This window comes from Pelistega suis, assembly GCF_013133795.1.
In the GTDB taxonomy this organism is placed as follows: domain Bacteria; phylum Pseudomonadota; class Gammaproteobacteria; order Burkholderiales; family Burkholderiaceae_B; genus Taylorella; species Taylorella suis.
In genome coordinates this window covers 94,222-114,531 of the sequence record NZ_JABGBN010000007.1, presented here as the reverse complement: position 1 = coordinate 114,531, position 20,310 = coordinate 94,222, and the positions used below count along the sequence as shown (strand labels likewise).

The following is a 20,310-nucleotide window of genomic DNA, read 5'->3' as shown; positions in this document are numbered from 1 at the left end:
CGTCCTATTTCTTCTCGTAAGCTAAAAAAGCCAAGGCTCTACGCTCAACAACTCTAAATAATCCTACAAATACAAAAGCCACTACCATATATAAAATGGCGGCTATTCCATAAGAGGTAAACGTCAAATAAGTGGCGGAATTCGCATCTCGCGCCACTTTTAAAATATCCGGCACGGTCGCTGTAAATGCCAATGAGGTCGAATGCAACATCAAAATTACCTCATTACTATACGCGGGGATAGCTCGACGTAATGCCGATGGCAATACAATACGACGATAAATTTGTGCCTTACTCATACCATAAGCATATGCTGCCTCTACCTCTCCATGAGGCGTTGCTTTAATATAGCCCGCAAAAATCTCTATCGTATAGGCCAAGGTATTTAAGGTTAATGCCAATACCACGCAATTATACCCGCTCATAAAAAAAGTATTAAGACTCGGGGTATTGCGCACAAATTCCAAGCTAATCATACCGCTATAAATCAAGAGAATCTGAATATATAGCGGTGTTCCTCGGAAAACATAGGTAAATAACCAAACAGGCCCACTTATCCAAGGGTTTTTAGACACTCGAGCAATCGATAGGGGTAATGCCAGCAAGAATCCAAACAACAGCGATAGCACTAAAATCCATAGCGTTACCGCTAGACCCGAAAACTCTGTGCCATCCCAAAAGATAAAAGGTTTCCAATACTCATTGAGAATTAAGAGGAAATTATCCCATGCTTCTGTCATAATTTAGCCTCTCTTACCCCAACGGAGTATTTTTTCTCTAACCACCATAATACGGCATTAGAAAGAGAAGTTAATACCAAATAAATAGCACCCGCGATCAGAATATAAAAGAACATCTGACCCGTCGCACGCCCAGCCTGCTGCGCCACTAAGACAATATCACTCAACCCAATAATCGATACCAATGCCGTTGCTTTCAAAACAACCAACCAGTTATTACCGATGCCAGGCAAAGCAAAACGCATCATCTGAGGAAAAAGAATGCGCGAAAAGATTCGCATGGGAGAAAAACCATAAGCTTTCCCTGCTTCTAACTGCCCTTTAGGTACAGCCAAGAAAGCACCTCGAAAGGTCTCCGCAAAATAAGCCCCATAGATAAACCCGATGGTAAGCACACCAGTCACAAATGGATCCAAGTCAAACTGTGCAAGCCCTAGTGCATCTGTCACCATATTCAACAACTGCTGAATCCCAAAGAATACGAGAAGCATAAGTACTAAATCGGGCACACTACGAATAATCGTGGTATAAAGCTGCGCCCATGCACGGAAAAACCAATTACCGAACAACTTAGCGGCTGCCGCTAATAAACCCAGCAAGAAAGCGACCAATAAAGAAAAAAATGCCAACTTGATGGTCTCCATCGTACCGACGAAGACCTGGTTGGCATAACCACCTAAAAACATAGTTTATTTAGCACCTAAAAAGTCTAATTCACCTTCAGCAAAATATTTTTTCGCTAGTGCGGTAATCACCCCTTCTTTTTGCAACTCTGCAATCGCCGCATCCACATCTGCTTTTAATTGCTTATCTTGCTTACGTAGGCCAAGACCAATACGATTAGCTAATAAAGGATGCTCTAATTGCTCACCCACAAACTCATAGTCTTTACCTTCTGGTTTATTTAATAGACCGGCAATACCATTGGGTTTCTCAGCAATCACCACATCAATACGACCCGCTAATAAATCCACAAAGGTTTGATCTTGGTCTTGATAAGAAACGATTTTCACCCCTTCTTTACCCCATACTTGCTTAGCAAACGCCTCTTGTGCAGAACCTTGCAATGCTCCTACGCGTAGAGACTTTAAAGACTCAATCGTTGGTACCACGCCACTGCCTTTTTTGGCAATTAATTGTGTTGGAATGGCATAGACGCTTTCTGAGAAATTAATCACTTTCTCACGTGCTTCATTATGCGTCAAGCTTGCATGAATAATATCGAATTTACGCGCTTGTAAACCCGGAATCAATGAATCAAAAGGTTGCTCTACCCATGTACATTTTGCTTTTAATTTTTCGCAGATGGCATTGCCCACATCAATATCAAAACCCACCAATTCACCTTTTTCATTTTTATATTCAAAAGGCGCATAACCTGATTCTGTACCAAACTTAATTTCTGTGTAGTTTTGCGCTACTGCCGTACCTGTCAAACCAAATGCCAAACCTAAGGTCAATAAAACTGAACGCATAAAGATTACCTCACATTGAGTTAGAGAGTTAGAAAATACGTCCATTATAAAACTTATGTTTCTTTCGACAAGTATCATCTACTATAATTTCATTAATTTTTTAACAAAAGGATACATAATGTCGTCAATTACGCCTTTCACTATGCCTCTACATAAAATTCAACTAGAGGGATATGGGCTAATTTTACAACCATTAAAACCTGGACATGAACCCGGTCTAGCCAAGGCGGCCGCCGATGGCGAGCTATGGAATCTCGTCTTTACCTCCGTACCAGCACCTGGTGAGGAAAGGCAGTATATTGACAAAGCCCTCGAAGAGCAAGCTCAAGGAAAAGCACTAGTATTTGTCATTATGGATGCAAAAACCAAAGAAATTATAGGCACTTCTCGTTATTACAATATCGTACCGGAATGTGCTCGCCTTGAAATTGGCTACACATGGTATGCCCAGTCACGCCAACGTACCTTTGTTAATACAGCCGCTAAATATCTAATGATGTTTTATGCCTTTGAAAGTCTAAAAGCCAATGTGATTGCTTGGCGTACCGATATTATCAACACTCGTTCTCAAGCAGCCATTGAGCGACTTGGTGCGAAAAAAGACGGTATTATCCGCGGTGATCAATTACGTCGCGACGGATCTATCCGTGACTCTGTCATCTATAGCATGACAAAAGAAGAATGGTTAAATGAACATAAGCAACGTCTTAAAGAAAAAGTGAGTTCGTAAATCTATGGATATTCTGTTTTCCCTTTTACCGATTTGTCTAGCCGTGTTCTTAGGCATGTTAGCCGGCAAATTTCTACCCTCTGCCATCAGCCTAAAAATATCAAAGATGATTGGACCCTTTGTTTGGGTACTCCTATTTGCGATTGGCTATAAATTTGGGCTAGTCATTGAAAACTTAAAAAACATTGCTCAAATACTAAAGCTCGCCACTATTTTCTCTATTGGAATTAGTTTGGTAGTCGGTATTTGTATTTATCTCATTTATGAACGCAAAACAACACAACAACGCCAACACCATGAAACAGACTTAGGCATTACTCATGTTCTCAAAGAATGCGCCTTTGCCTTTTTATCCATTATTATTGGTTGTGCCGTTGCGCAAGGACTCATTAGTCTAGGCTGGGATACTTCCCTTATGCCATCGACGGATGTTTTCCTCTATATCCTACTCTTTATGATTGGTGTGGATATTATCAATGCTCCTATCAACTTTAAAGCCATTAGTCCTCGCCTTATTTTTATGCCTATTGCCATTATCATTAGCTCGGCGGTGGGTGGTGTAGCACTCGCTGCACTACTGGATATGGACTTACGCTATGGACTGATTTTTTCGGCGGGATTTGGTTGGTTCTCACTCTCAGGGGTGATGGTCACCAGTCATCTTGGTGAATACTATGGAGCTATTGCATTACTCACCGATTTATTCCGCGAGTTATTCTCTATTGTTATTCTCTTTTTCTGGGGAGCACGTTATCCCGACTCATCTATTGCCACAGCAGGCGCTACCGCCATGGACACCACATTACCCATTATCAAAAAAGCCTCTGGCAATCAATATATCGCCCAAGCACTCTATATTGGTGTCGTTCTTAGCCTAGTGGTACCCTTTTGGTTAGGATTTTTACTTAGTTTCTTTTAACTTAACAAAATAGGCAACATCACATGCCATTATTTGATTGGTTTCTGGCTTTAGTCACCATTTTTGCTTGGGGGATTAATTTTCTCGCCAGCAAAATAGCCTTAACCGAGGCTCCTCCCCTGTTATTTGGAGCCTTACGCTTTATCTTGGTCGCTATCCCTGCGATATTCTTTGTCAGATTCCCCAAAGCACCGCTAAAAACCATCATCGCTTACAGCCTAACCATCAATTTCTTGCAATTTGCATGCATGCTCAGTGCCATTGCCTTTGGACTTGCCTCAGGCTTAACCTCTTTACTCATGCAATGGCAAGCCTTTTTTACTGTATTGATTGCTGCCCTTTATTTCAAAGAAAAAATCCCTATCGGCTTACTCGTTGCCTTTGTCATTGCTCTCATCGGTATGGTACTCATCGTACAAGGCGGCAATATGGATACTGCGCTACCTATGAGTGGGTTATTTGCAGCGATTGGTGCAGCCTTCTTCTGGGCATGTGGTAATATCACCATCAAGAAAATGCCACATGTCGATATGGTTAGTCTAGTTATTTGGGGCGGTGCAATGAGTATTCCTGCCTTTGCTCTCGCAAGCTACCTTATCGAAGGACCAGAACTCATCCAGCAAAGCCTATCGCAGATGGGGGTTAAAGGATGGGGAGGTATCGCCTATGCCGCTTATGTCTCTACGCTCATTGGTTATGTTATTTGGTGTAAGTTGCTCTCACGTCGCCCCATTGCGTTGATTGCCCCCTTAACCCTCCTTGTCCCCATCATTGGCTTTATTTCAGGCTATCTCGCCTTTGGCGAGAAAATGACGTGGGTACAATGGATAGGCTCCGCCATTGTGCTACTGGCTCTTGGCATTAATATCTTTTGGTTAAAAATAGTTAAGTTCTTACATCTTCAGGCATTTCGCAACAAATAATAAACTTTATCTACAAAAAAAGACTTGAAACCTCAGCATTCGCTCTTATAATAGGTCTTAATGAAGGAATACTCTATTCCTCTTGATTATAAGGAGTTTTCAATGGAAATTATTGGTGCTATTGTTATTGGTTTTATCGTTGGTTTAATTGCGCGTGCCTTAATGCCCGGCAAACAGTCTCTCGGCTTTATTATGACGACAGTCCTTGGTGTCGCTGGTTCACTAGTTGGTACTTATCTAGGTCAAGCCGTCGGTCTATACGACAATTTCTCTGAAGCAGGTTGGATTGGTTCCATCGTCGGTGCCATGATTCTTTTATTTGTATTCGGTCTTATCTCTAAGAAATAATGACTACGTCTACAGAAACAGAAGGCGTGTTCGCACGCCTTAAATCTGCAGCGACTCGCATCGGCAAACCACTCGTTGAAAAGGCGCTCTACCTCTATTTTGCACTTAGAAACCCCAAGACTCCTGCTTGGGCAAAAAAAGTGATTTATGGTGCTTTAGCCTACCTAGTGTTGCCTGTGGATGCTATACCTGACTTGCTACCTGGTGTAGGTTTTACCGATGACCTTAGCGTCATTACTGCGGCATTAGCCACGGTTTCACTCTACATCACGGCTAATGTCAAAGCACAAGCAAAAGAAAAAGTGAATAAATGGTTTAATACCGACAAGCCTAGCATAACAGACGTAAAATAGCGTCCTACTATTTTTCTTACTGATATGTCAACATTTCGCTTTCAAGACTTGTGGGTAGCACAAGCTATTCGTCAAAAAGAAGAACATTGGGGTCCCCTAGAAGATCAAGCCATTATGGTCAAGATTAAAGCGGACCCTAATACACATTCTATTGACCAGAAAATCATGCAACGCGCCCAATTGCTCGCGCAACGAGAAGGACTCACTCACGTTATTCAGCAATGGAGTGCTTCAGCCAAACTCGCCTTATGGGTTCTCGCTTTATTCGCTATTATATCGGGCGTCACACTGGCTTTTAATGCCCTAGATACCCAACAGCAACAAGTCAATATTCTCATTGCCTTAGCCGCACTCTTGGGTTTACATCTCTTTACTTTTTTTCTATGGCTCGCCTCCTTTTTAGCTTCTTGGCAACAACAAAGTCTGTTAGGTCGCCTATGGCTTTGGCTGAGTAAAAAACTCGCCCGCAGCCCAGACTCCACGCTAGCACTTCAAGCCTTTATCCATACCTCCAGCAGCAGTATGCGTTGGATTGTAGGCAGTATTACCCATGGTTTTTGGTTAATCACCTTATCAGTTGCTGTGATTGTTTTTCTCGCTCTTTTAGCGAGTCAACACTATAGTTTTGGTTGGGAAACGACCATTTTATCGGGACAAACCTTCGTACAATTAACGCATATAATGGGTAGCTTACCCTCCCTGTTAGGTTTTGACTTACCTAGCACCGAACTCATCTTGCAGAGTAACAATCAAATTGCTACCTTGCCCGATGCACAAAAAACTTGGTCTATCTGGTTAACGGGGCAAGTGTTAATATGGGGTGTTTTAGTACGCCTTATCAGCTTTATTTTCTGTGTCCTCAAAGCACGTTCAACGCTCAATAATATCGCACTCGACATTGAAAGCCCAGCTTATGCCACTTTAATTAATCGCTTTAGTCCAAGTAGCGAAAAAATAGGCTTAGATAGTCTAGCACCTCGCTATGAACTACCCACCATACAAACACAACAACTTGCATGGCGAACTACTCGTCTTATGGTGGGCATTGAATTAATCCCCCACCAACCATGGCCGATTATCCCTTTGCATAGCTCAGTATCTGACGCAGGCAAAATAGAAACAAGAGAAGAGCGCCATCAACTACTCGCTCGCCTCAGCCAACATCCTGTGCAAGAGCTTTTAATTGTATGCAATGGACAACAAACACCTGACCGTGGTATTGCCTACTTTATTCGAGATATCAGTCAATATGCCCAACAAACCAAGGTGTATTTACATATCGATAATGAGGCACAAAGCCGCCTCAACTTATGGGAAAAGTCATTAATGGATATGGGTATTGCTCAGGATGCCATTTGGCATCTCCCTCATCAGCTGCTTTCGTGGAGTGCTTGATGAATAAGGATATTCTTCGTTTAGCCGTCGTTGGACATACCAATACTGGTAAAACATCACTACTTCGCACCCTACTAGAAGACCGCTCTTTTGGCGATATTCAAAATGCTCCAGGTACTACTCGTCATGTCGAAGGGGCTCGCATTCAAGTCAATGCACAATCCTCTATTGAGCTCTACGATACTCCGGGATTAGAAGATGGTATTGGTTTGCATGATTATCTCGATCAACTTAGCCAATTTCATCAACAACGCTTAGATGGTCCAGACAGTATCCACCATTTTTTACAAAGCTCCGAAAGTAAAGGACGATTTGAACAAGAAGCTCGTGTATTACGTCAGCTCCTAGCATGTGATGCAGGCTTATATGTGGTCGATATTCGGGATCCAATTCTTGCCAAACATCGTGACGAACTCGCTATTCTAGCGCGTTGTGGTAAGCCCTTAGTCGCTATTTTAAACTTTATTCATAGCAAAGATAACTACCTCAATGACTGGCGAGAGACTTTAGCGCGTTTAGGCATTCATATGAGCATTGAATTTGACACGGTGGCACCTGCCATTGACGGCAAAGCACAACTTTACCAAAAACTCGCCTTAGTACTTGATAAACACTCCACAGCTCTCACTGGCTTAGCCGAAAATATCAAACAACAGCGTTATCTGCGCAAAACCATTGCCATGAATATGCTGGCAGAACTATTGATTGATGTCGCTTCTCTCAAAGTCAGTAGTCAAACTGATGAGCATAGCATCAAAATGCAATGGGCAGACATTCAGGATCGTATTCGTCAACGCGAAAATCGCTTTATCAAAGAACTCTTAAAACATTATCGCTTTTCCGAACAAGACTATCCCGAACAAACGTTACCTATTGAGGGAGAGCGCTGGGGCATGGACTTATTTCACCCAGATGCACTAGTCGATATGGGTGTACATGTCGGTAAAGGCTTTGCTGCTGGTGCGATGGCAGGAGCAACTATTGATGTCTTTACAGGAGGTCTTAGCCTAGGGGCTGCCGCCTTAATTGGAGGTGTCGTCGGCAGTGTATGGCAAGGCGTTGATAAATTCGGCAAACGTATTCTCGGCAAAATCCAAGGATACGAAGAACTTAGTGTTGACGATGCGGTTATCCGTTTATTAGGGTTACGAGGATTACAACTGATTGACGCGTTAGAGCATCGTGGGCATGCCGCCCAAGAGGTCATTAATCTCAGCAAATCCACCATTACACAATGGCAAGAAGGCAAGCTCCCTGATGAAATTCAACAAGCACGCGCCAACCCTGAATGGTCTAAGATTGGCGATGACTTTGAGAATGAAAGCGATCGAGAGAAAACCATCAAGGCATTGGCGGCTATATTGAATACTTAATCCATCTAGCCACCAACGCATCCTTAAAGTAAGACTGGCTTATCCACCAAAGCATTTTCTGCATTGAGCGGTAAGCCCTCACACGCTTTTGCCAATAAATGCTCAATAGCTAAAATCGCCCTTTTTAGTCCATCCTCATACTGCCCTGACGCCAAAGCTTGTGATAAGGCTTTGCAGACTTGTTGCCATTCCTCATCATTGACAGTAATACCTCGATCAGCAATGATTTCTATCGTATGCAACGAGAGGTTCAGATACAGTAATACTCCTGTGCTATAAGGCGTATCCCATACTCTCAAGCGACCAAACACCTCTAAGGCGCGTTCGTGACTGCTTAAGCCCTTCACGGGAGGATGAGCCTCTACCGCCAATACGAGCTCACCCGCATGACGAGTCTCACTTTGCGTAATTTCTTCCGCTAAACGAGCTAATACCGTATCGGTAAAAAAGCGACGCTTGAGGTACACACCATGCCAATGCCCCAAACCAATTTTATGTAAGCCATTACCAACCACCTGATGCACCTCCACCACCACTTGAGCCACCGCCTCCTCCGCCGAAGCCGCCTCCGAAACCGCCTCCGCCAAAACCACCACCGAAGCCACCTGGACCCCAGCCGCCTCGACGACGTGAATTGATACGACTCGCATTTTGACGTTGAATCGCACTAATTGGCTCTCTAAAAATAAAGCGAATAATACTCGCGATAATAAACACGGCTACCGCAGCAACTACAGCAAACAAAGGTGAACCCATAATGCCAAACGTCACACTCCCTGCCACCATCGCACCGATAGCCGGATGACCTAAAATCGCAAAGATAAAAACAACCGCGATAGGAATAACAATCGCCATCCAATCTTCTTGCTCAATATCCGCACTACTTCCCTTGCTCGGTAGTCCTTCATTTTTAATCAAGCCCATCATACGAGTAACGGCCGAAGCAATCCCTCCAGCAAAATCACCTTGCCTAAAATAAGGGTTCACATTTTCATTTAGGATGCGACTAGCCAATACATCAGGAATCGCACCCTCCAAGCCATAGCCTACTTCTAAGCGATGACGACGGTCATTTTTAGCAATAACCAAAAGCACTCCGTCATCAATACCCTTACGCCCTACTTTCCATGCCTCAAAAACACGAACAGCATACGTTTCTATCGTTTCAGGTTGGACTGTGGGTACCATTAACACAAAAATCTGTGACCCCGTTTCCTCATCAAACGCCTTTAACTGTGCATTAAGCCTATCTAACTCACTGGCTGATAAAGTCGCAGTGGTATCAACGACATAGTTTGTCGAGGCAGGGATCTCCACCTCTTGCGCAAAGGCACTACCGATAAAAATCAGTAGTGCACTCATGAGGCTAAATAAACGAACAATCATTACTGAGCCGTTGCTGGACGATTATTGAATTGTACTTTAGGTGCTTGCATAATCTCTACTTGATTTTCAACACCAAAGTTCGGTTTTACATCATAGCCAAAGACCTTAGCCGTAATGAGTTGAGGGAATTGACGGATAAAGGTGTTGTATGTTTGCACCTCCTTGATATAGCGAGTACGTGCTGTCGCAATACGGTTCTCTGTCCCTTCAAGCTGAACATTTAAATCACTAAATAAAGTATTGGCTTTTAGGTCTGGATAATTTTCTGAAACCGCCAATAAGCGTGATAGCGCCGATGTCATCTGACCTTGAGCTGCTTGGAATTGTTTAAGCTCCTCTTCTGTGGGTAATTTATCAGCACTCACTTGCAGAGAACCAACGCGTGAGCGTGCCTCAGCCACTTGTGTTAATACATCACGCTCATGCCCGATATAAGCATCAACACTGGCTACAATTTGAGGTACTAAATCAGCACGTCGCTGATATTGGTTAAGCGTTTCTGACCACGCTGCCTTAACACCCTCATCAAGCTTTTGAATATCGTTATAGCCACAACCTGCCAATAAAGTAGTCACCATTAAAACAATTAAAGCACGAAATTTTTTCATTACATTCTCTCTATTAAACGGAAGGGTTACACCCTACTATCCATTTATTATATAAAGAGATATACTCAATGTTTCATTTCTTTGATATTTTTAAGATTTTGGAGCCATGATGGCGTGGGTTGTTTGGGTCAATCTTTGCTTTGCCAGTTTTGCTATTTCACTTTCTCCCGGCCCCGGCGCTGTTTCCTCTCTGGCTTCCGGCCTACGTTTTGGCTTTGCACGAGGCTACTGGAATGCAATTGGGCTCGCCATTGGTTATGCCGCACAGTATGTGATTAGTGTGATTGGTGTAGGTGCTATTCTTGCTACTTCTGACCTCGCTTTTAATATCGTGAAATGGGTCGGTGTCCTATACTTACTTTATCTAGGATACAAACAGTATCGCTCCCCTGTCGCTATTATTAAAATTGATCAAAACCATACAGAGATACTCTCACGTCGAAAACTCATTATGCAGGGTATCTTAGTCAATCTAACCAACCCTAAGGGAGCTGTCTTTCTGATTGCGATTACCCCACAGTTTTTAAATATCCACGCACCGCTTTTACCTCAATATGCCATTATCTGTGCCACCTTAGTCATTGCAGACATGATCGTCATGGCAGGGTACACTGGATTAGCTGCTCGTATTATGAAGTTTATGCGTAGTCCACACCGTGCAGCCGCCCTTAACAAAATTTTTGGTCTCTTATTTATGCTAGCTGCCCTCTTTATGGCATTTATGAGCAAATAAGCGTTTAAAATATACTGTTTATTTCTAAAATTATCGTAAAAACAATGTCGTCTATTGCTCAAGAAGTAGCACGTCGTCGCACGTTTGCTATTATTTCTCACCCTGACGCGGGTAAAACCACCTTAACTGAGAAACTCTTATTATTCTCTGGTGCTATTCAAATTGCCGGTAGCGTAAAAGCGCGCAAAGCGAGTCGTCACGCTGCCTCCGACTGGATGGAAATCGAGAAACAACGTGGTATTTCTGTCGCCTCTTCAGTCATGCAGATGGAATATAAAGACTGTGTGATTAATCTATTAGATACACCGGGACACCAAGACTTCTCAGAGGATACCTATCGTGTACTCACAGCAGTTGATGCTGCTATTATGGTGATTGATGCCGCAAATGGTATTGAGCCACAAACCATCCGTCTTTTACAGGTCTGTCGTGCACGCAATACACCAATCATTACCTTCGTCAATAAGCTTGACCGTGAGGTGAAAGAGCCTTTAGATTTATTGAGTGAAATTGAATCCCACCTAGGCATGGATGCTATTCCATTTTCATGGCCTATCGGTATGGGCAAACACTTTGGTGGCGTATTTGACCTTCGTAATGACCGCATGCGTTTATTTAAGGCTGGTCAAGAGCGCCTAGACGGTAATGACGAATACATCGAAGGTCTACATAACCCTATCATCAAAGAAAAATTTGGTTCTTACTACGATAAAGCCTTAGAAGAAATCGAGCTCATTCGTGAAGCAACTCCTACCTTTGACCATGCAGAATTCCTTGCGGGCAAACAAACACCCGTCTTCTTTGGCTCTGCTGTGAATAACTTCGGAGTACAAGAAGTTTTAGATACTTTGGTCGAATGGGCACCCAAACCCGGTGCACGTCAAGCATTACAACGCACAGTACAGCCAGAGGAGCCCAAATTCACTGGCGTTGTATTCAAAGTCCAAGCCAATATGGATCCAGCACACCGTGACCGTGTTGCCTTTGTCCGTGTAAGCTCAGGTAAATTTGAACGAGGTATGCGCCTAAAGGTTAGTCGCACCAACAAAGAAATTCGCCCTAACAACGTGGTTTCATTCCTATCACAACGCCGTGAACTCTTAGATGAAGCCTATGCTGGTGACGTTATCGGTATTCCTAATCATGGCGTACTCCATCTCGGTGATGTATTAACTGAAGGTGAAAATCTCCAATTTACAGGACTACCCTTCTTCGCTCCAGAGCTTTTCCAAGCCGTTGAGGTTAAAGACCCCTTACGCAGCAAACAACTCCGCACAGGACTTACCCAACTCGGTGAGGAGGGTGCTATTCAAGTCTTCCGTCCTGAAGCTGCAGGTGGTGCCTTATTACTGGGTGCAGTAGGACAATTACAATTTGAAGTAGTAGTACATCGACTCAAAACCGAATATGGCGTAGATGCTCACTTAATGCCTTCACGCTATACCATGGCACGTTGGTTTACTAGTGATAATCCAGCTGCTCTACGCAAATTTATGACAAGCAATGCACAACATATTGCGTATGATGTGGTCGATGCCCCTGCTTTCTTAGTGAGTTCTATGGCACAATTAAGAGTAGCCGAAGAACTCAACCCAGATATTAAGTTCCATGCGATGCGTGAACATGGCGGTCAAGTCTTCCACGAAAACAGCTAAACCACGTTAAAGGTTATTTTTATGAGTTGGCGTTTATTATTTTTTACCTTACTAGTGCTTGCTGGTATCGCAACAGTGGGTGGTTTATACACAGGGGACTGGTTAATTGAGCATGCGCCTCGTCAAGCCAATCTACCGAACATCAGCGAAAACGACCCTATGCCGGTTGTAGGCGCTGACGGCACACCTCAGCTGCGCCAACCACCACAGCCATTAATGAGTGGTAAACTAGGTGTACCAGACCAAGTCGTCAATGTCGATTGGCACGTAAAAGCTGACAATCTTTCACAAGCAACAACAGCTTCCACAGTAGCAAGCCCAGCCACCAATACACCTCACACTAATGCGACAAATAGCGTGAGTAGCGGAGGTTCAAGCAGTCAAGCCATTCGCACGCGTCCTATTGGCGCTGCCAATACAGCCTCTGGCAGCGGTAGCGGTTGGGAACCAGCTTTCCGCCGAGAAATTGCCGCATGTCGTCAATTAGGTTTCTTTGAGCGTGCGAGTTGCGTGGGTGATGTACGAGAACGTTATTGTGGTGCTAATAAGGCATGGGGCAAAGTAAACGATTGCCCTGCTCGTTAAAAAATTAGATATCCTTATCTGTGGCGCTCCACATATCGGATACTTGAAGAATACCCAAAAAACCTTCCAAACTCATAACTCTTTTACGGTTATGAGTTTTTATTTATCCCTCTTATCTTTAAGGTGTATAATAAAAATAATTCTTATTATTGTTTTTATTATGAGGAAATGAGATGAGATTACGCCAACATTCTATAGCTCTAATTCTAGGGGGCATACTGACAGCCACACCTATTCTGATAAATCAAAATATCAGTGTGGCACAAGAAATAAAAGCAGAAAACATTACCGCTACGCTAACTAGCTATGCAAACCAAGCATACACCTTGTATAGCGCCAGCTTAAAAGATGCTCAAGCTCTCCAAAAGTCGATTCATGAGTTTACCAATAAACCCTCAGAAGCATCTTTTGAAAATGCCAAAAAAGCTTGGCTACAATCTAGAGAAAGCTATGGATTAACAGAAGTATTTCGTCTATCAGGCGGCCCTATTGATGCTGAAGAAGGTTGGGTAGCAGATGCTTATGGCAATCTTGAAGCACAGTTAAATGCATGGCCTTTAGATGAGGTGATGATTGACTACACCGTAGATGCTAACGGTAGACGCACGAGTGGCAATATTATTGATAGCAAAGGAAAATTCACCCCTGTTGGTGAAGATGCCAAAGCCGTCAATATTGATAAGATTACAACTGACACATTGGGTGAACTCAATGAAAACGGTGGTGAAGCTAATGTAGCTAGCGGTTACCATGCTATTGAATTCCTCTTGTGGGGTCAAGACCAAGATTACAATAATTTTGTCGAAGATAAAATTACACATGGTGCAAAAATAGCAGGGCAGCGTCCTTTAAGTGACTATACCACCGATAAATTTGCGAACCGTCGTAAAGCTTATCTCAATGCTGCCGTAGATAAATTAGTTATTGATCTTCATACAGTAACTTCAGGATGGGAGCCTAAAGTAGGCAAGGGGAATACAGGACTTTATCGCGCTGCTTTCTTAGGTCAATTAAAAGATCAAGATGCGGCTAAAAACATCGACGCTAAAGAGGCCTTACGCCAAATTATTGCTGGTATGGGCGTCTTTATGAAATCTGAATTAGCGAATGAGCGCATTGCTGTTGCCGTCCTAACCCCTAGTGAAGAAGATGAACACTCTTGCTTCTCTGATAATACGCACCGCGATATTACCCAAAATTTTGAAGGTTTTGTCGCCGTACTTAAAGGCGAGCTAAATGGTAAAAAAGTCGGTCCTGCGCTATGGGATGCTCTCTCTTCAACCGAACAAGCTGAAATTGATAAACTGATTACGGACATCCGTGCTCGTATCGAAAAAATGAATGCAACAGCCAACTCAAGTATGCATTTTGATTATCAAATCATGCCACAAAACGAAGCTGAAGCACGTAATATCGTTGGCATGAAGAATCAAATGCGTCGCCTAGGCGATCAAATGATTAATGTTGCTAAAGGCTTTGGCATCACCTTAACCGAAGATGATGTTACTGATTCGGAAGAAACAAAAGTTGAAGGCTAACGCACAGAAGTGGTTTAATCACGTTTGACTATGTACCTCAGCAAATGTCACACTTACCGTATTCTCCCCGCACTTTTTATGAGTGTGTCGGTAAGTGTTGCATTGGCTGATGATAGTCAGTCTAAGAATGCTCAAGAAGATTTACTCCTTCAAGGACGTTCCTTTTTTCATGTACCTTGGGTAGCAGCACCTAGTTCAACAACAGCACGTGATGGACTTGGTCCATTATTTAATGCCAATACCTGTAGCAGCTGTCATCTCACGACGTTGAAGCCACAAACTAGCTTTCTTAAGACAATTTCAACACAAGATAACACACCACCTATACGGCATTTTGTGCTTAAGCTGAGCCAACCTCATGTACAAAAACAAGCATCACAAATCACCACCCCAGACCCTGTTTATGGCTATCAAATTGCTATTAATGCCATATCCTCTGTAAGTGCCGAGGCTAAACTTAGCCTTCAAGCCAAAGAAAAAACCTTTACCTTTACTGATGGGACAATATTACCTCTTCGCCATTGGCAAGTTAAACTCAATAATTTCGCTTATGGTCCACTTGCATCAGAAACACGTACGAGTCTTCGCATTGCTCCGACCTTAATGGGACTCTCTTTTATAGAAAGTATTCCAGAGCAAAACTTAATTAAGTCTCAGCAACAACAAGAAAAAGAATTTCCTCTCTTGGCTGGACGTTTGAATACAGTTTATCACCCAGCCAATCAGCAGCAAACCATTGGTCGTTTTGGTTGGAAAGCCTCCCAAGCCGACCTCATCACCCAAACAGCCGATGCGGCATTTCATGATATGGGATTAACATCCATTTATTACCCTACTGAAAGCTGCACACCCACGCAAACGGACTGTCTTAAGGCACCACAAGGTCGTTCAGCTTATCCCCATGAGCCCTCCCACGACCTTACCCATCCACGCCTGATCGCCATTGCACACTATACAGCCAATCTGGCACTACCTAAAGCGATTAAGACACCCCCTGAAGAACAATCAGCCTTGCAAAAAGGACAAGCACTCTTTAAAAAGATGCAATGCATTGTCTGTCATCAAGCAGAACAGAAAACCTCCTCTGGCGAAGTATTTTTCCCTTATAGCGATTTCTTATTACATGATTTAGGTGAAGAGCTAGCCGACCATCGTCCCGAGTTTATGGCAAAAACCTCCGAATGGCGCACTACTCCTCTGTGGAGAAATCGTTATAAAACCCACTTCTTACACGATGGGCGAGCTCGTACCTTATTAGAAGCGATTGCTTGGCACGGCGGTCAAGCCGCTTCCTCACGCGAATTATTCAAACAACTCTCGCCCCAAGAACGAGAAGCGTTGATCATTTTTTTGGAAAGTCTTTAAATGAAAAAGTTTATTTCTCAACTCTCGCACGGCTTACTAGCTACCTTTGCACTCATAACAACAACACAAGCACAGGATTTTTCTATCCACCTCAAAAGTATTTATGAAGAGGTGATTGAGCATAATGCGAAACAAGCCACAGAAAGTTGTTATATCCTAGAAGAACAACTACAAACGCTCACCGATAACAAACCAGAAAGCATTAAGCCCGCTTTTACGCAATTAATTAAAGACTGGAAAGCTATTGAGGCGACCTATATATTGGGCGATTTACATGAGGATTATTTAGATACGCCTCGTCGTATCGATATTTTCCGTCAAGGGAAAGAAGATTGGCAGACCCAACTCAATCGTGCTTTGGAAGGAAAAAGCGAACCTAAAGTAGCTCTTTTTAAGCATTCTTCACGGAGTATTAATGCATTAGAGTTTATGCTCTTTCAAGACAATCACATTAGTGACCGTGAACGAGCATTTGCTACCCATATGACACAATCTATCTGCCGTCATCTTCACGATATTGAGCAGGGATATCAACAAGCCAAAACCAGGTTTCTGACAGAACAAGACAAATCATTAAGTTATATTGTGCATAGCTTAGCCAGCAGTATTTTTGCCGCGAGAGATTGGCGCATTGGAGATATCCGTGGTCTTAGTCGTAAATACAAAGGAAAACCAGATATCCGTCGTACTGAATACTTTTTAAGTAATCGTAGTGCAGACGCTTTAAGCAGTATTTTTAATACCCATCAACAAGTATTTGGACGTCACAATCAAGAACGTTTAAATGCGATTCTAACTTATTACAAAGAAGAAAAGCTTACCTCAAACATTAAAGATAATTTAGATAAAATCCAAGCAATTCTAAAACAAACATCAACTGATAAGGAATTATTTGATAAAGGTGAAGCCATTTATCAAATCAGCCATCAACTCTATCAACAATATTACATCAGCATGGTCGCTGCACTACCTATCGTCGCCAAAGTGCTCGATGCGGATGGAGATTAATCATGACAGATTGGCTTAGTGAGTTTCTTCTCAATACAGGACAACGACTATTCTGGGTCTATATTCTTAGCTCATGCCTGATAGCTATTGTCTATACACTTTTTCAGGCATGGCAATCAAACGAGTCAACGTCACGACACCTATCATGGCTTAATTTCAAAAACTATTTACTACACCCAAGTGCGCTTCTAGACTATCGTTATTTCTTTATCGGTACCTTGATTAAAATCATACTGATTGCACCTTTGATTCTTTCAGCAAAAACCGTCGCTATTACCGTTTTTAAATACTTAGCCCCCTATACTGACGGCCCTATTCAAATCCTCTCTCACCAAAGCATAACCATACTCTATACTATCAGCCTTTTTCTCAGTAATGACGTGAGTCGCTATTTCTTACATCGCTTATTGCATACCAATAAATATCTTTGGCAATTTCATAAAGTTCATCATAGTGCAGAAGTATTAAACCCTCTCAGTTTTTATCGTGTACACCCTATTGAAAACATACTTTTCGGTTTACGATACTCTCTTTGTGTAGGTCTGGTGACTGGGGTATTTTTAACACTTTTTGGACCCCGGATTAGCTTATGGACTATCCTAGGAACTAATGGTTTTTTATTCATATTCTCATTACTCGGCACCCATTTACGCCACTCTCATTTATATATCCAATATCCCCGCTATTTAGAGAAATTTTTTATCTCCCCTGCCATGCATCAAGTACACCACTATAAAGGGCATATGCTCTTTAACTATGGCAGCTATTTGGCTATATGGGATAGACTTTTTGGTAGTTGGAAAGCCTCTGCTGATGTTCAACAAGGTCTCCCTATGGGATTTGCAAACAATCAAATGCAACACTACCGTAGTGTTTCTCAATTACTCTTTCAACCCTTTCGAGCTTTGATGAAAAGGTATTAATATGTTTAAAAATAAAATAATAGTGCTTACCTTCTTCAGCTTATTATCATCATCAATAAGCGCCTCTCACATAGATAAGGCCACACTTGGTCAAGCCTTATTCTTTGACACACGCTTATCACTCAATAACAAACAAAGTTGTGCAAGCTGTCATAACCCACAACACGCTTTTATCGATGACCGAGAGAATAGCCGATTTCGTATGGTATCAGAAGGCGCTGACGGTCATTCTTTCGGTAATCGTAATACTCCCACCGCGATGTATAGTGCATTCCACTCTGCTCTTAGCTATGATACAAAACGTCAAACATTTAAAGGAGGATTATTTTGGGACGGTAGAGCCAAAGACCTCGCCGATCAAGCAGGTCAACCACCATTAAATCCCGTTGAGATGCAAATGCCCAATAAACATGCTGTTATTGAGCGCTTAAGTCAAATCGATTTTTATCAAGAGAACTTTAAAAAACTTTATGGCTCTGATATTTGGGAGAATGTAGACAAAGCTTACCAAGCCATGGGGGATGCGATTATGGCTTTTGAAAAAACCAAAGAGTTTGCTCCTTTTGACTCTAAATATGACCGTTATCTACGAGGTGAATATGAACTCACTCCACTAGAAGATTTAGGTCGTACCCTATTCTTTTCAAATAATAATGTGAACTGTAAAACTTGCCACTCTCTCAAACCAGAAGATAGTGAAGGTGAAGTTTTTACGAATTTTGAACACCACAATATTGGAGTACCTCGTAATCTGAAACTCATGGTACTCAACCAACTGGATAAGAACTTTAAAGATCAAGGCAGTCTAGAAAACCCTACCATTAAGGGTGATACAAAACAAGCGGGTAAATTCAAAACACCTACCCTACGCAATGTAGCCATCACAGAGCCTTATATGCACAATGGCGTGTTCAAAGATTTACGTACTGTTATTCTCTTTTATGATAAGTTCAATAATCCAGAACGTAAGATTAATCCTGAAACAGGCGAACCATGGGGAGAGGCAGAAGTACCTGAAACAGTGAATCTCACCGATTTAAGAGCGAATGCTTTAAGTGATAGAAAAGTCGATGCCCTAGAAGCTTTTCTAAAAACGCTCACCGATAGGCGCTATGAGCATTTATTGAAGTAAATTTTTAGATGTCTCGGTGTGTGCAGCCTTTTGTAAAAAGACGGCACATCAAAGCCTACATGATATAAAAAAGTCTGTTCAACCCAATAGAAGAACAGACTTTTAATCTTATAGAGCATCCGGATTAATCCGCACTTTCCATATGTGATTGGAGATAGTTTTGTAAACCTAAAGATTGGATAAGCTCTTGCTGTGTTTCTAACCAATCAATTTGCTCTTCATTTTCATCGAGAAGATGAACTAATAATTTACGAGTCACAAAGTCTTGTGCACTTTCCATATGAGCAATCGCTTCTTTTAACTCTACTTGAAACTCACGCTCCAATGCCAAGTCACAAGCAATGATATCTTCAACGTCCTCACCGATACGAATCTTACCTAAATCCTGAAGATTAGGTAGGCCCTCTAACATAAACACACGCTCGATAATATCATCTGCATGTTTCATCTCTTCGATTGACTTCTTATACTCGAATTTACCCAGACCGTCTAAGCCCCAGTTTTTTAACATACGGGCATGTAAGAAATACTGGTTAATTGCCGTTAATTCAATTTTTAAAATTTTATTTAAATACTTATTTACATCGTTTGGTGCTTTCATCGCAACCCCCTCTAATTAAACTCAAGATACGCCCATTCTAACACGCAAAAAAGCCACTCTCAAGCACGATAAATCGGCTGAAGAATGGCTTTAATTAAGGATTTTTGGCTAATAAGAATAGTTGCGATTTAGATTATTTATCTAGCTCTCAGTTAAGCAACTTTCTTCCATGGAGGATTAATTTCCGTCGCTTGAAGAATAGAAGCATCTACCTGTGGCTCTAAATAAGATTCTGCACAACTTGCACAGCATCCACAACAGGTCGCTACCCCTAGCTGAGCCTGCAAATCCGCTAATGTGCGAGCACCATTAGCCACAGCAGTCTTAATCGCTTTATCGCTAATTGCATTACAAACACATACGTACATAGTCGAAACCTATACAAACTTATCTCTAATGAGAATGATTATTATATGTTTTTTCTAATTTGTCAATTAATAATTATTATCATTAAGGTTTCTACTAACAAAATATTGTTTCAAGCTGTTCTTCAATAAACCGTGGATTACTTACAACAATTC

At 42.2% G+C, this 20,310-nt stretch carries 23 protein-coding genes; 15 read left to right on the top strand and 8 right to left on the bottom strand.

Annotation, left to right across the window (positions count from 1 at the left end):
* Positions 1–4: 4 nt before the first annotated feature.
* The 3 genes from HKX39_RS08700 to HKX39_RS08690 are packed head-to-tail and all read right to left on the bottom strand — an operon-like array spanning position 5 to position 2,214.
* Positions 5–739, bottom strand: a complete 735-nt coding sequence (locus HKX39_RS08700) for an ABC transporter permease (protein WP_171680933.1) — start codon at positions 737–739, stop codon at positions 5–7.
* Positions 736–1,425, bottom strand: a complete 690-nt coding sequence (locus tag HKX39_RS08695) for an ABC transporter permease (RefSeq protein WP_171680932.1) — start codon at positions 1,423–1,425, stop codon at positions 736–738. The genes HKX39_RS08700 and HKX39_RS08695 overlap by 4 nt, the downstream gene beginning before the upstream one ends.
* Positions 1,426–1,428: 3 nt before the next feature.
* Positions 1,429–2,214 carry a transporter substrate-binding domain-containing protein gene (locus HKX39_RS08690; protein WP_171680931.1) on the bottom strand — a complete coding sequence of 262 codons (786 nt, stop codon included), beginning with the start codon at positions 2,212–2,214 and terminating at the stop codon, positions 1,429–1,431.
* A gap of 118 nt (positions 2,215–2,332) precedes the next feature.
* Between HKX39_RS08690 and HKX39_RS08685 the strand changes: the two genes are divergently transcribed.
* The 7 genes from HKX39_RS08685 to HKX39_RS08655 all read left to right on the top strand — a co-directional run bounded on the left by HKX39_RS08685 (position 2,333) and on the right by HKX39_RS08655 (position 8,255).
* The gene (locus HKX39_RS08685; protein WP_171680930.1) at positions 2,333–2,944 is read left to right on the top strand and encodes a GNAT family N-acetyltransferase; all 612 of its coding nucleotides are present in this window, start codon (positions 2,333–2,335) and stop codon (positions 2,942–2,944) included.
* Between the two features lie 4 nt (positions 2,945–2,948).
* Positions 2,949–3,863: a LysO family transporter gene (locus HKX39_RS08680; protein WP_171680929.1), complete on the top strand. Its 915-nt coding sequence runs from the start codon at positions 2,949–2,951 to the stop codon at positions 3,861–3,863.
* Positions 3,864–3,886: 23 nt separating this feature from the next.
* Positions 3,887–4,786 carry an EamA family transporter gene (locus HKX39_RS08675; protein ID WP_171680928.1) on the top strand — a complete coding sequence of 300 codons (900 nt, stop codon included), beginning with the start codon at positions 3,887–3,889 and terminating at the stop codon, positions 4,784–4,786.
* 102 nt (positions 4,787–4,888) lie between these two features.
* Positions 4,889–5,134, top strand: a complete 246-nt coding sequence (locus tag HKX39_RS08670) for a GlsB/YeaQ/YmgE family stress response membrane protein (RefSeq protein WP_171680927.1) — start codon at positions 4,889–4,891, stop codon at positions 5,132–5,134.
* The gene (locus HKX39_RS08665; RefSeq protein WP_171680926.1) at positions 5,134–5,487 is read left to right on the top strand and encodes a YkvA family protein; all 354 of its coding nucleotides are present in this window, start codon (positions 5,134–5,136) and stop codon (positions 5,485–5,487) included. Before HKX39_RS08670 ends, HKX39_RS08665 begins: the two co-directional genes overlap by 1 nt.
* Before the next feature lie 24 nt (positions 5,488–5,511).
* Positions 5,512–6,882, top strand: a complete 1,371-nt coding sequence (locus HKX39_RS08660; protein ID WP_171680925.1) for a DUF2868 domain-containing protein — start codon at positions 5,512–5,514, stop codon at positions 6,880–6,882.
* Entirely contained in the window at positions 6,882–8,255 is a 1,374-nt protein-coding gene (locus tag HKX39_RS08655; protein WP_171680924.1) for a DUF3482 domain-containing protein, read from the top strand. Before HKX39_RS08660 ends, HKX39_RS08655 begins: the two co-directional genes overlap by 1 nt.
* 23 nt (positions 8,256–8,278) lie before the next feature.
* Here the strand turns inward: HKX39_RS08655 and HKX39_RS08650 are convergent, their stop codons facing one another.
* From HKX39_RS08650 to HKX39_RS08640, 3 genes are read right to left on the bottom strand one after another with little or no spacing between them, the layout of a single operon-like run.
* Entirely contained in the window at positions 8,279–8,800 is a 522-nt protein-coding gene (locus HKX39_RS08650; protein WP_343043442.1) for a TPM domain-containing protein, read from the bottom strand.
* Complete coding sequence (locus HKX39_RS08645) at positions 8,760–9,641, bottom strand: TPM domain-containing protein (RefSeq protein WP_246226137.1); 882 nt, start codon at positions 9,639–9,641, stop codon at positions 8,760–8,762. Before HKX39_RS08645 ends, HKX39_RS08650 begins: the two co-directional genes overlap by 41 nt.
* Positions 9,641–10,249 carry a LemA family protein gene (locus HKX39_RS08640; RefSeq protein ID WP_171680923.1) on the bottom strand — a complete coding sequence of 203 codons (609 nt, stop codon included), beginning with the start codon at positions 10,247–10,249 and terminating at the stop codon, positions 9,641–9,643. Before HKX39_RS08640 ends, HKX39_RS08645 begins: the two co-directional genes overlap by 1 nt.
* A 109-nt stretch (positions 10,250–10,358) precedes the next feature.
* Here HKX39_RS08640 and HKX39_RS08635 point away from each other — a divergent pair, with 109 nt between their 5' ends.
* The 8 genes from HKX39_RS08635 to HKX39_RS08600 all read left to right on the top strand — a co-directional run bounded on the left by HKX39_RS08635 (position 10,359) and on the right by HKX39_RS08600 (position 19,188).
* Entirely contained in the window at positions 10,359–10,982 is a 624-nt protein-coding gene (locus HKX39_RS08635) for a LysE family transporter (protein WP_171680922.1), read from the top strand.
* Positions 10,983–11,026: 44 nt separating this feature from the next.
* On the top strand, positions 11,027–12,637 hold the full coding sequence (locus tag HKX39_RS08630) for a peptide chain release factor 3 (protein WP_171680921.1): 1,611 nt from the start codon (positions 11,027–11,029) through the stop codon (positions 12,635–12,637).
* A 21-nt stretch (positions 12,638–12,658) separates the two neighbouring features.
* On the top strand, positions 12,659–13,222 hold the full coding sequence (locus HKX39_RS08625) for a hypothetical protein (RefSeq protein ID WP_171680920.1): 564 nt from the start codon (positions 12,659–12,661) through the stop codon (positions 13,220–13,222).
* Between the two features lie 173 nt (positions 13,223–13,395).
* Complete coding sequence (locus HKX39_RS08620) at positions 13,396–14,760, top strand: imelysin family protein (protein WP_171680919.1); 1,365 nt, start codon at positions 13,396–13,398, stop codon at positions 14,758–14,760.
* A gap of 78 nt (positions 14,761–14,838) precedes the next feature.
* Complete coding sequence (locus HKX39_RS08615; RefSeq protein ID WP_171680918.1) at positions 14,839–16,125, top strand: di-heme oxidoredictase family protein; 1,287 nt, start codon at positions 14,839–14,841, stop codon at positions 16,123–16,125.
* Positions 16,126–17,133, top strand: coding sequence for an imelysin family protein (locus tag HKX39_RS08610; protein ID WP_171680917.1), 1,008 nt, complete (start codon positions 16,126–16,128; stop codon positions 17,131–17,133).
* Between the two features lie 2 nt (positions 17,134–17,135).
* Entirely contained in the window at positions 17,136–18,056 is a 921-nt protein-coding gene (locus tag HKX39_RS08605) for a sterol desaturase family protein (RefSeq protein WP_171680916.1), read from the top strand.
* Between the two features lies 1 nt (position 18,057).
* Entirely contained in the window at positions 18,058–19,188 is a 1,131-nt protein-coding gene (locus tag HKX39_RS08600; RefSeq protein ID WP_171680915.1) for a cytochrome-c peroxidase, read from the top strand.
* Between the two features lie 124 nt (positions 19,189–19,312).
* Here HKX39_RS08600 and bfr read toward each other — a convergent pair whose 3' ends face one another.
* Together bfr and HKX39_RS08590 are read right to left on the bottom strand one after the other, a co-directional pair.
* Entirely contained in the window at positions 19,313–19,789 is a 477-nt protein-coding gene (bfr, locus tag HKX39_RS08595) for a bacterioferritin (protein WP_171680914.1), read from the bottom strand.
* 152 nt (positions 19,790–19,941) lie between these two features.
* Entirely contained in the window at positions 19,942–20,157 is a 216-nt protein-coding gene (locus HKX39_RS08590) for a (2Fe-2S)-binding protein (RefSeq protein WP_171680913.1), read from the bottom strand.
* Positions 20,158–20,310 lie beyond the last annotated feature (153 nt).

Bases quoted from the DNA above. Each gene is read 5' to 3' on its own strand.
- HKX39_RS08700 (WP_171680933.1), bottom strand. From the start codon at position 739: ATGACAGAAGCATGGGATAATTTCCTCTTAATTCTCAATGAGTATTGG.
- HKX39_RS08695 (WP_171680932.1), bottom strand. From the start codon at position 1,425: ATGTTTTTAGGTGGTTATGCCAACCAGGTCTTCGTCGGTACGATGGAG.
- HKX39_RS08690 (WP_171680931.1), bottom strand. From the start codon at position 2,214: ATGCGTTCAGTTTTATTGACCTTAGGTTTGGCATTTGGTTTGACAGGT.
- HKX39_RS08685 (WP_171680930.1), top strand. From the start codon at position 2,333: ATGTCGTCAATTACGCCTTTCACTATGCCTCTACATAAAATTCAACTA.
- HKX39_RS08680 (WP_171680929.1), top strand. From the start codon at position 2,949: ATGGATATTCTGTTTTCCCTTTTACCGATTTGTCTAGCCGTGTTCTTA.
- HKX39_RS08675 (WP_171680928.1), top strand. From the start codon at position 3,887: ATGCCATTATTTGATTGGTTTCTGGCTTTAGTCACCATTTTTGCTTGG.
- HKX39_RS08670 (WP_171680927.1), top strand. From the start codon at position 4,889: ATGGAAATTATTGGTGCTATTGTTATTGGTTTTATCGTTGGTTTAATT.
- HKX39_RS08665 (WP_171680926.1), top strand. From the start codon at position 5,134: ATGACTACGTCTACAGAAACAGAAGGCGTGTTCGCACGCCTTAAATCT.
- HKX39_RS08660 (WP_171680925.1), top strand. From the start codon at position 5,512: ATGTCAACATTTCGCTTTCAAGACTTGTGGGTAGCACAAGCTATTCGT.
- HKX39_RS08655 (WP_171680924.1), top strand. From the start codon at position 6,882: ATGAATAAGGATATTCTTCGTTTAGCCGTCGTTGGACATACCAATACT.
- HKX39_RS08645 (WP_246226137.1), bottom strand. From the start codon at position 9,641: ATGATTGTTCGTTTATTTAGCCTCATGAGTGCACTACTGATTTTTATC.
- HKX39_RS08640 (WP_171680923.1), bottom strand. From the start codon at position 10,249: ATGAAAAAATTTCGTGCTTTAATTGTTTTAATGGTGACTACTTTATTG.
- HKX39_RS08635 (WP_171680922.1), top strand. From the start codon at position 10,359: ATGGCGTGGGTTGTTTGGGTCAATCTTTGCTTTGCCAGTTTTGCTATT.
- HKX39_RS08630 (WP_171680921.1), top strand. From the start codon at position 11,027: ATGTCGTCTATTGCTCAAGAAGTAGCACGTCGTCGCACGTTTGCTATT.
- HKX39_RS08625 (WP_171680920.1), top strand. From the start codon at position 12,659: ATGAGTTGGCGTTTATTATTTTTTACCTTACTAGTGCTTGCTGGTATC.
- HKX39_RS08620 (WP_171680919.1), top strand. From the start codon at position 13,396: ATGAGATTACGCCAACATTCTATAGCTCTAATTCTAGGGGGCATACTG.
- HKX39_RS08615 (WP_171680918.1), top strand. From the start codon at position 14,839: ATGAGTGTGTCGGTAAGTGTTGCATTGGCTGATGATAGTCAGTCTAAG.
- HKX39_RS08610 (WP_171680917.1), top strand. From the start codon at position 16,126: ATGAAAAAGTTTATTTCTCAACTCTCGCACGGCTTACTAGCTACCTTT.
- HKX39_RS08605 (WP_171680916.1), top strand. From the start codon at position 17,136: ATGACAGATTGGCTTAGTGAGTTTCTTCTCAATACAGGACAACGACTA.
- HKX39_RS08600 (WP_171680915.1), top strand. From the start codon at position 18,058: ATGTTTAAAAATAAAATAATAGTGCTTACCTTCTTCAGCTTATTATCA.
- bfr (WP_171680914.1), bottom strand. From the start codon at position 19,789: ATGAAAGCACCAAACGATGTAAATAAGTATTTAAATAAAATTTTAAAA.
- HKX39_RS08590 (WP_171680913.1), bottom strand. From the start codon at position 20,157: ATGTACGTATGTGTTTGTAATGCAATTAGCGATAAAGCGATTAAGACT.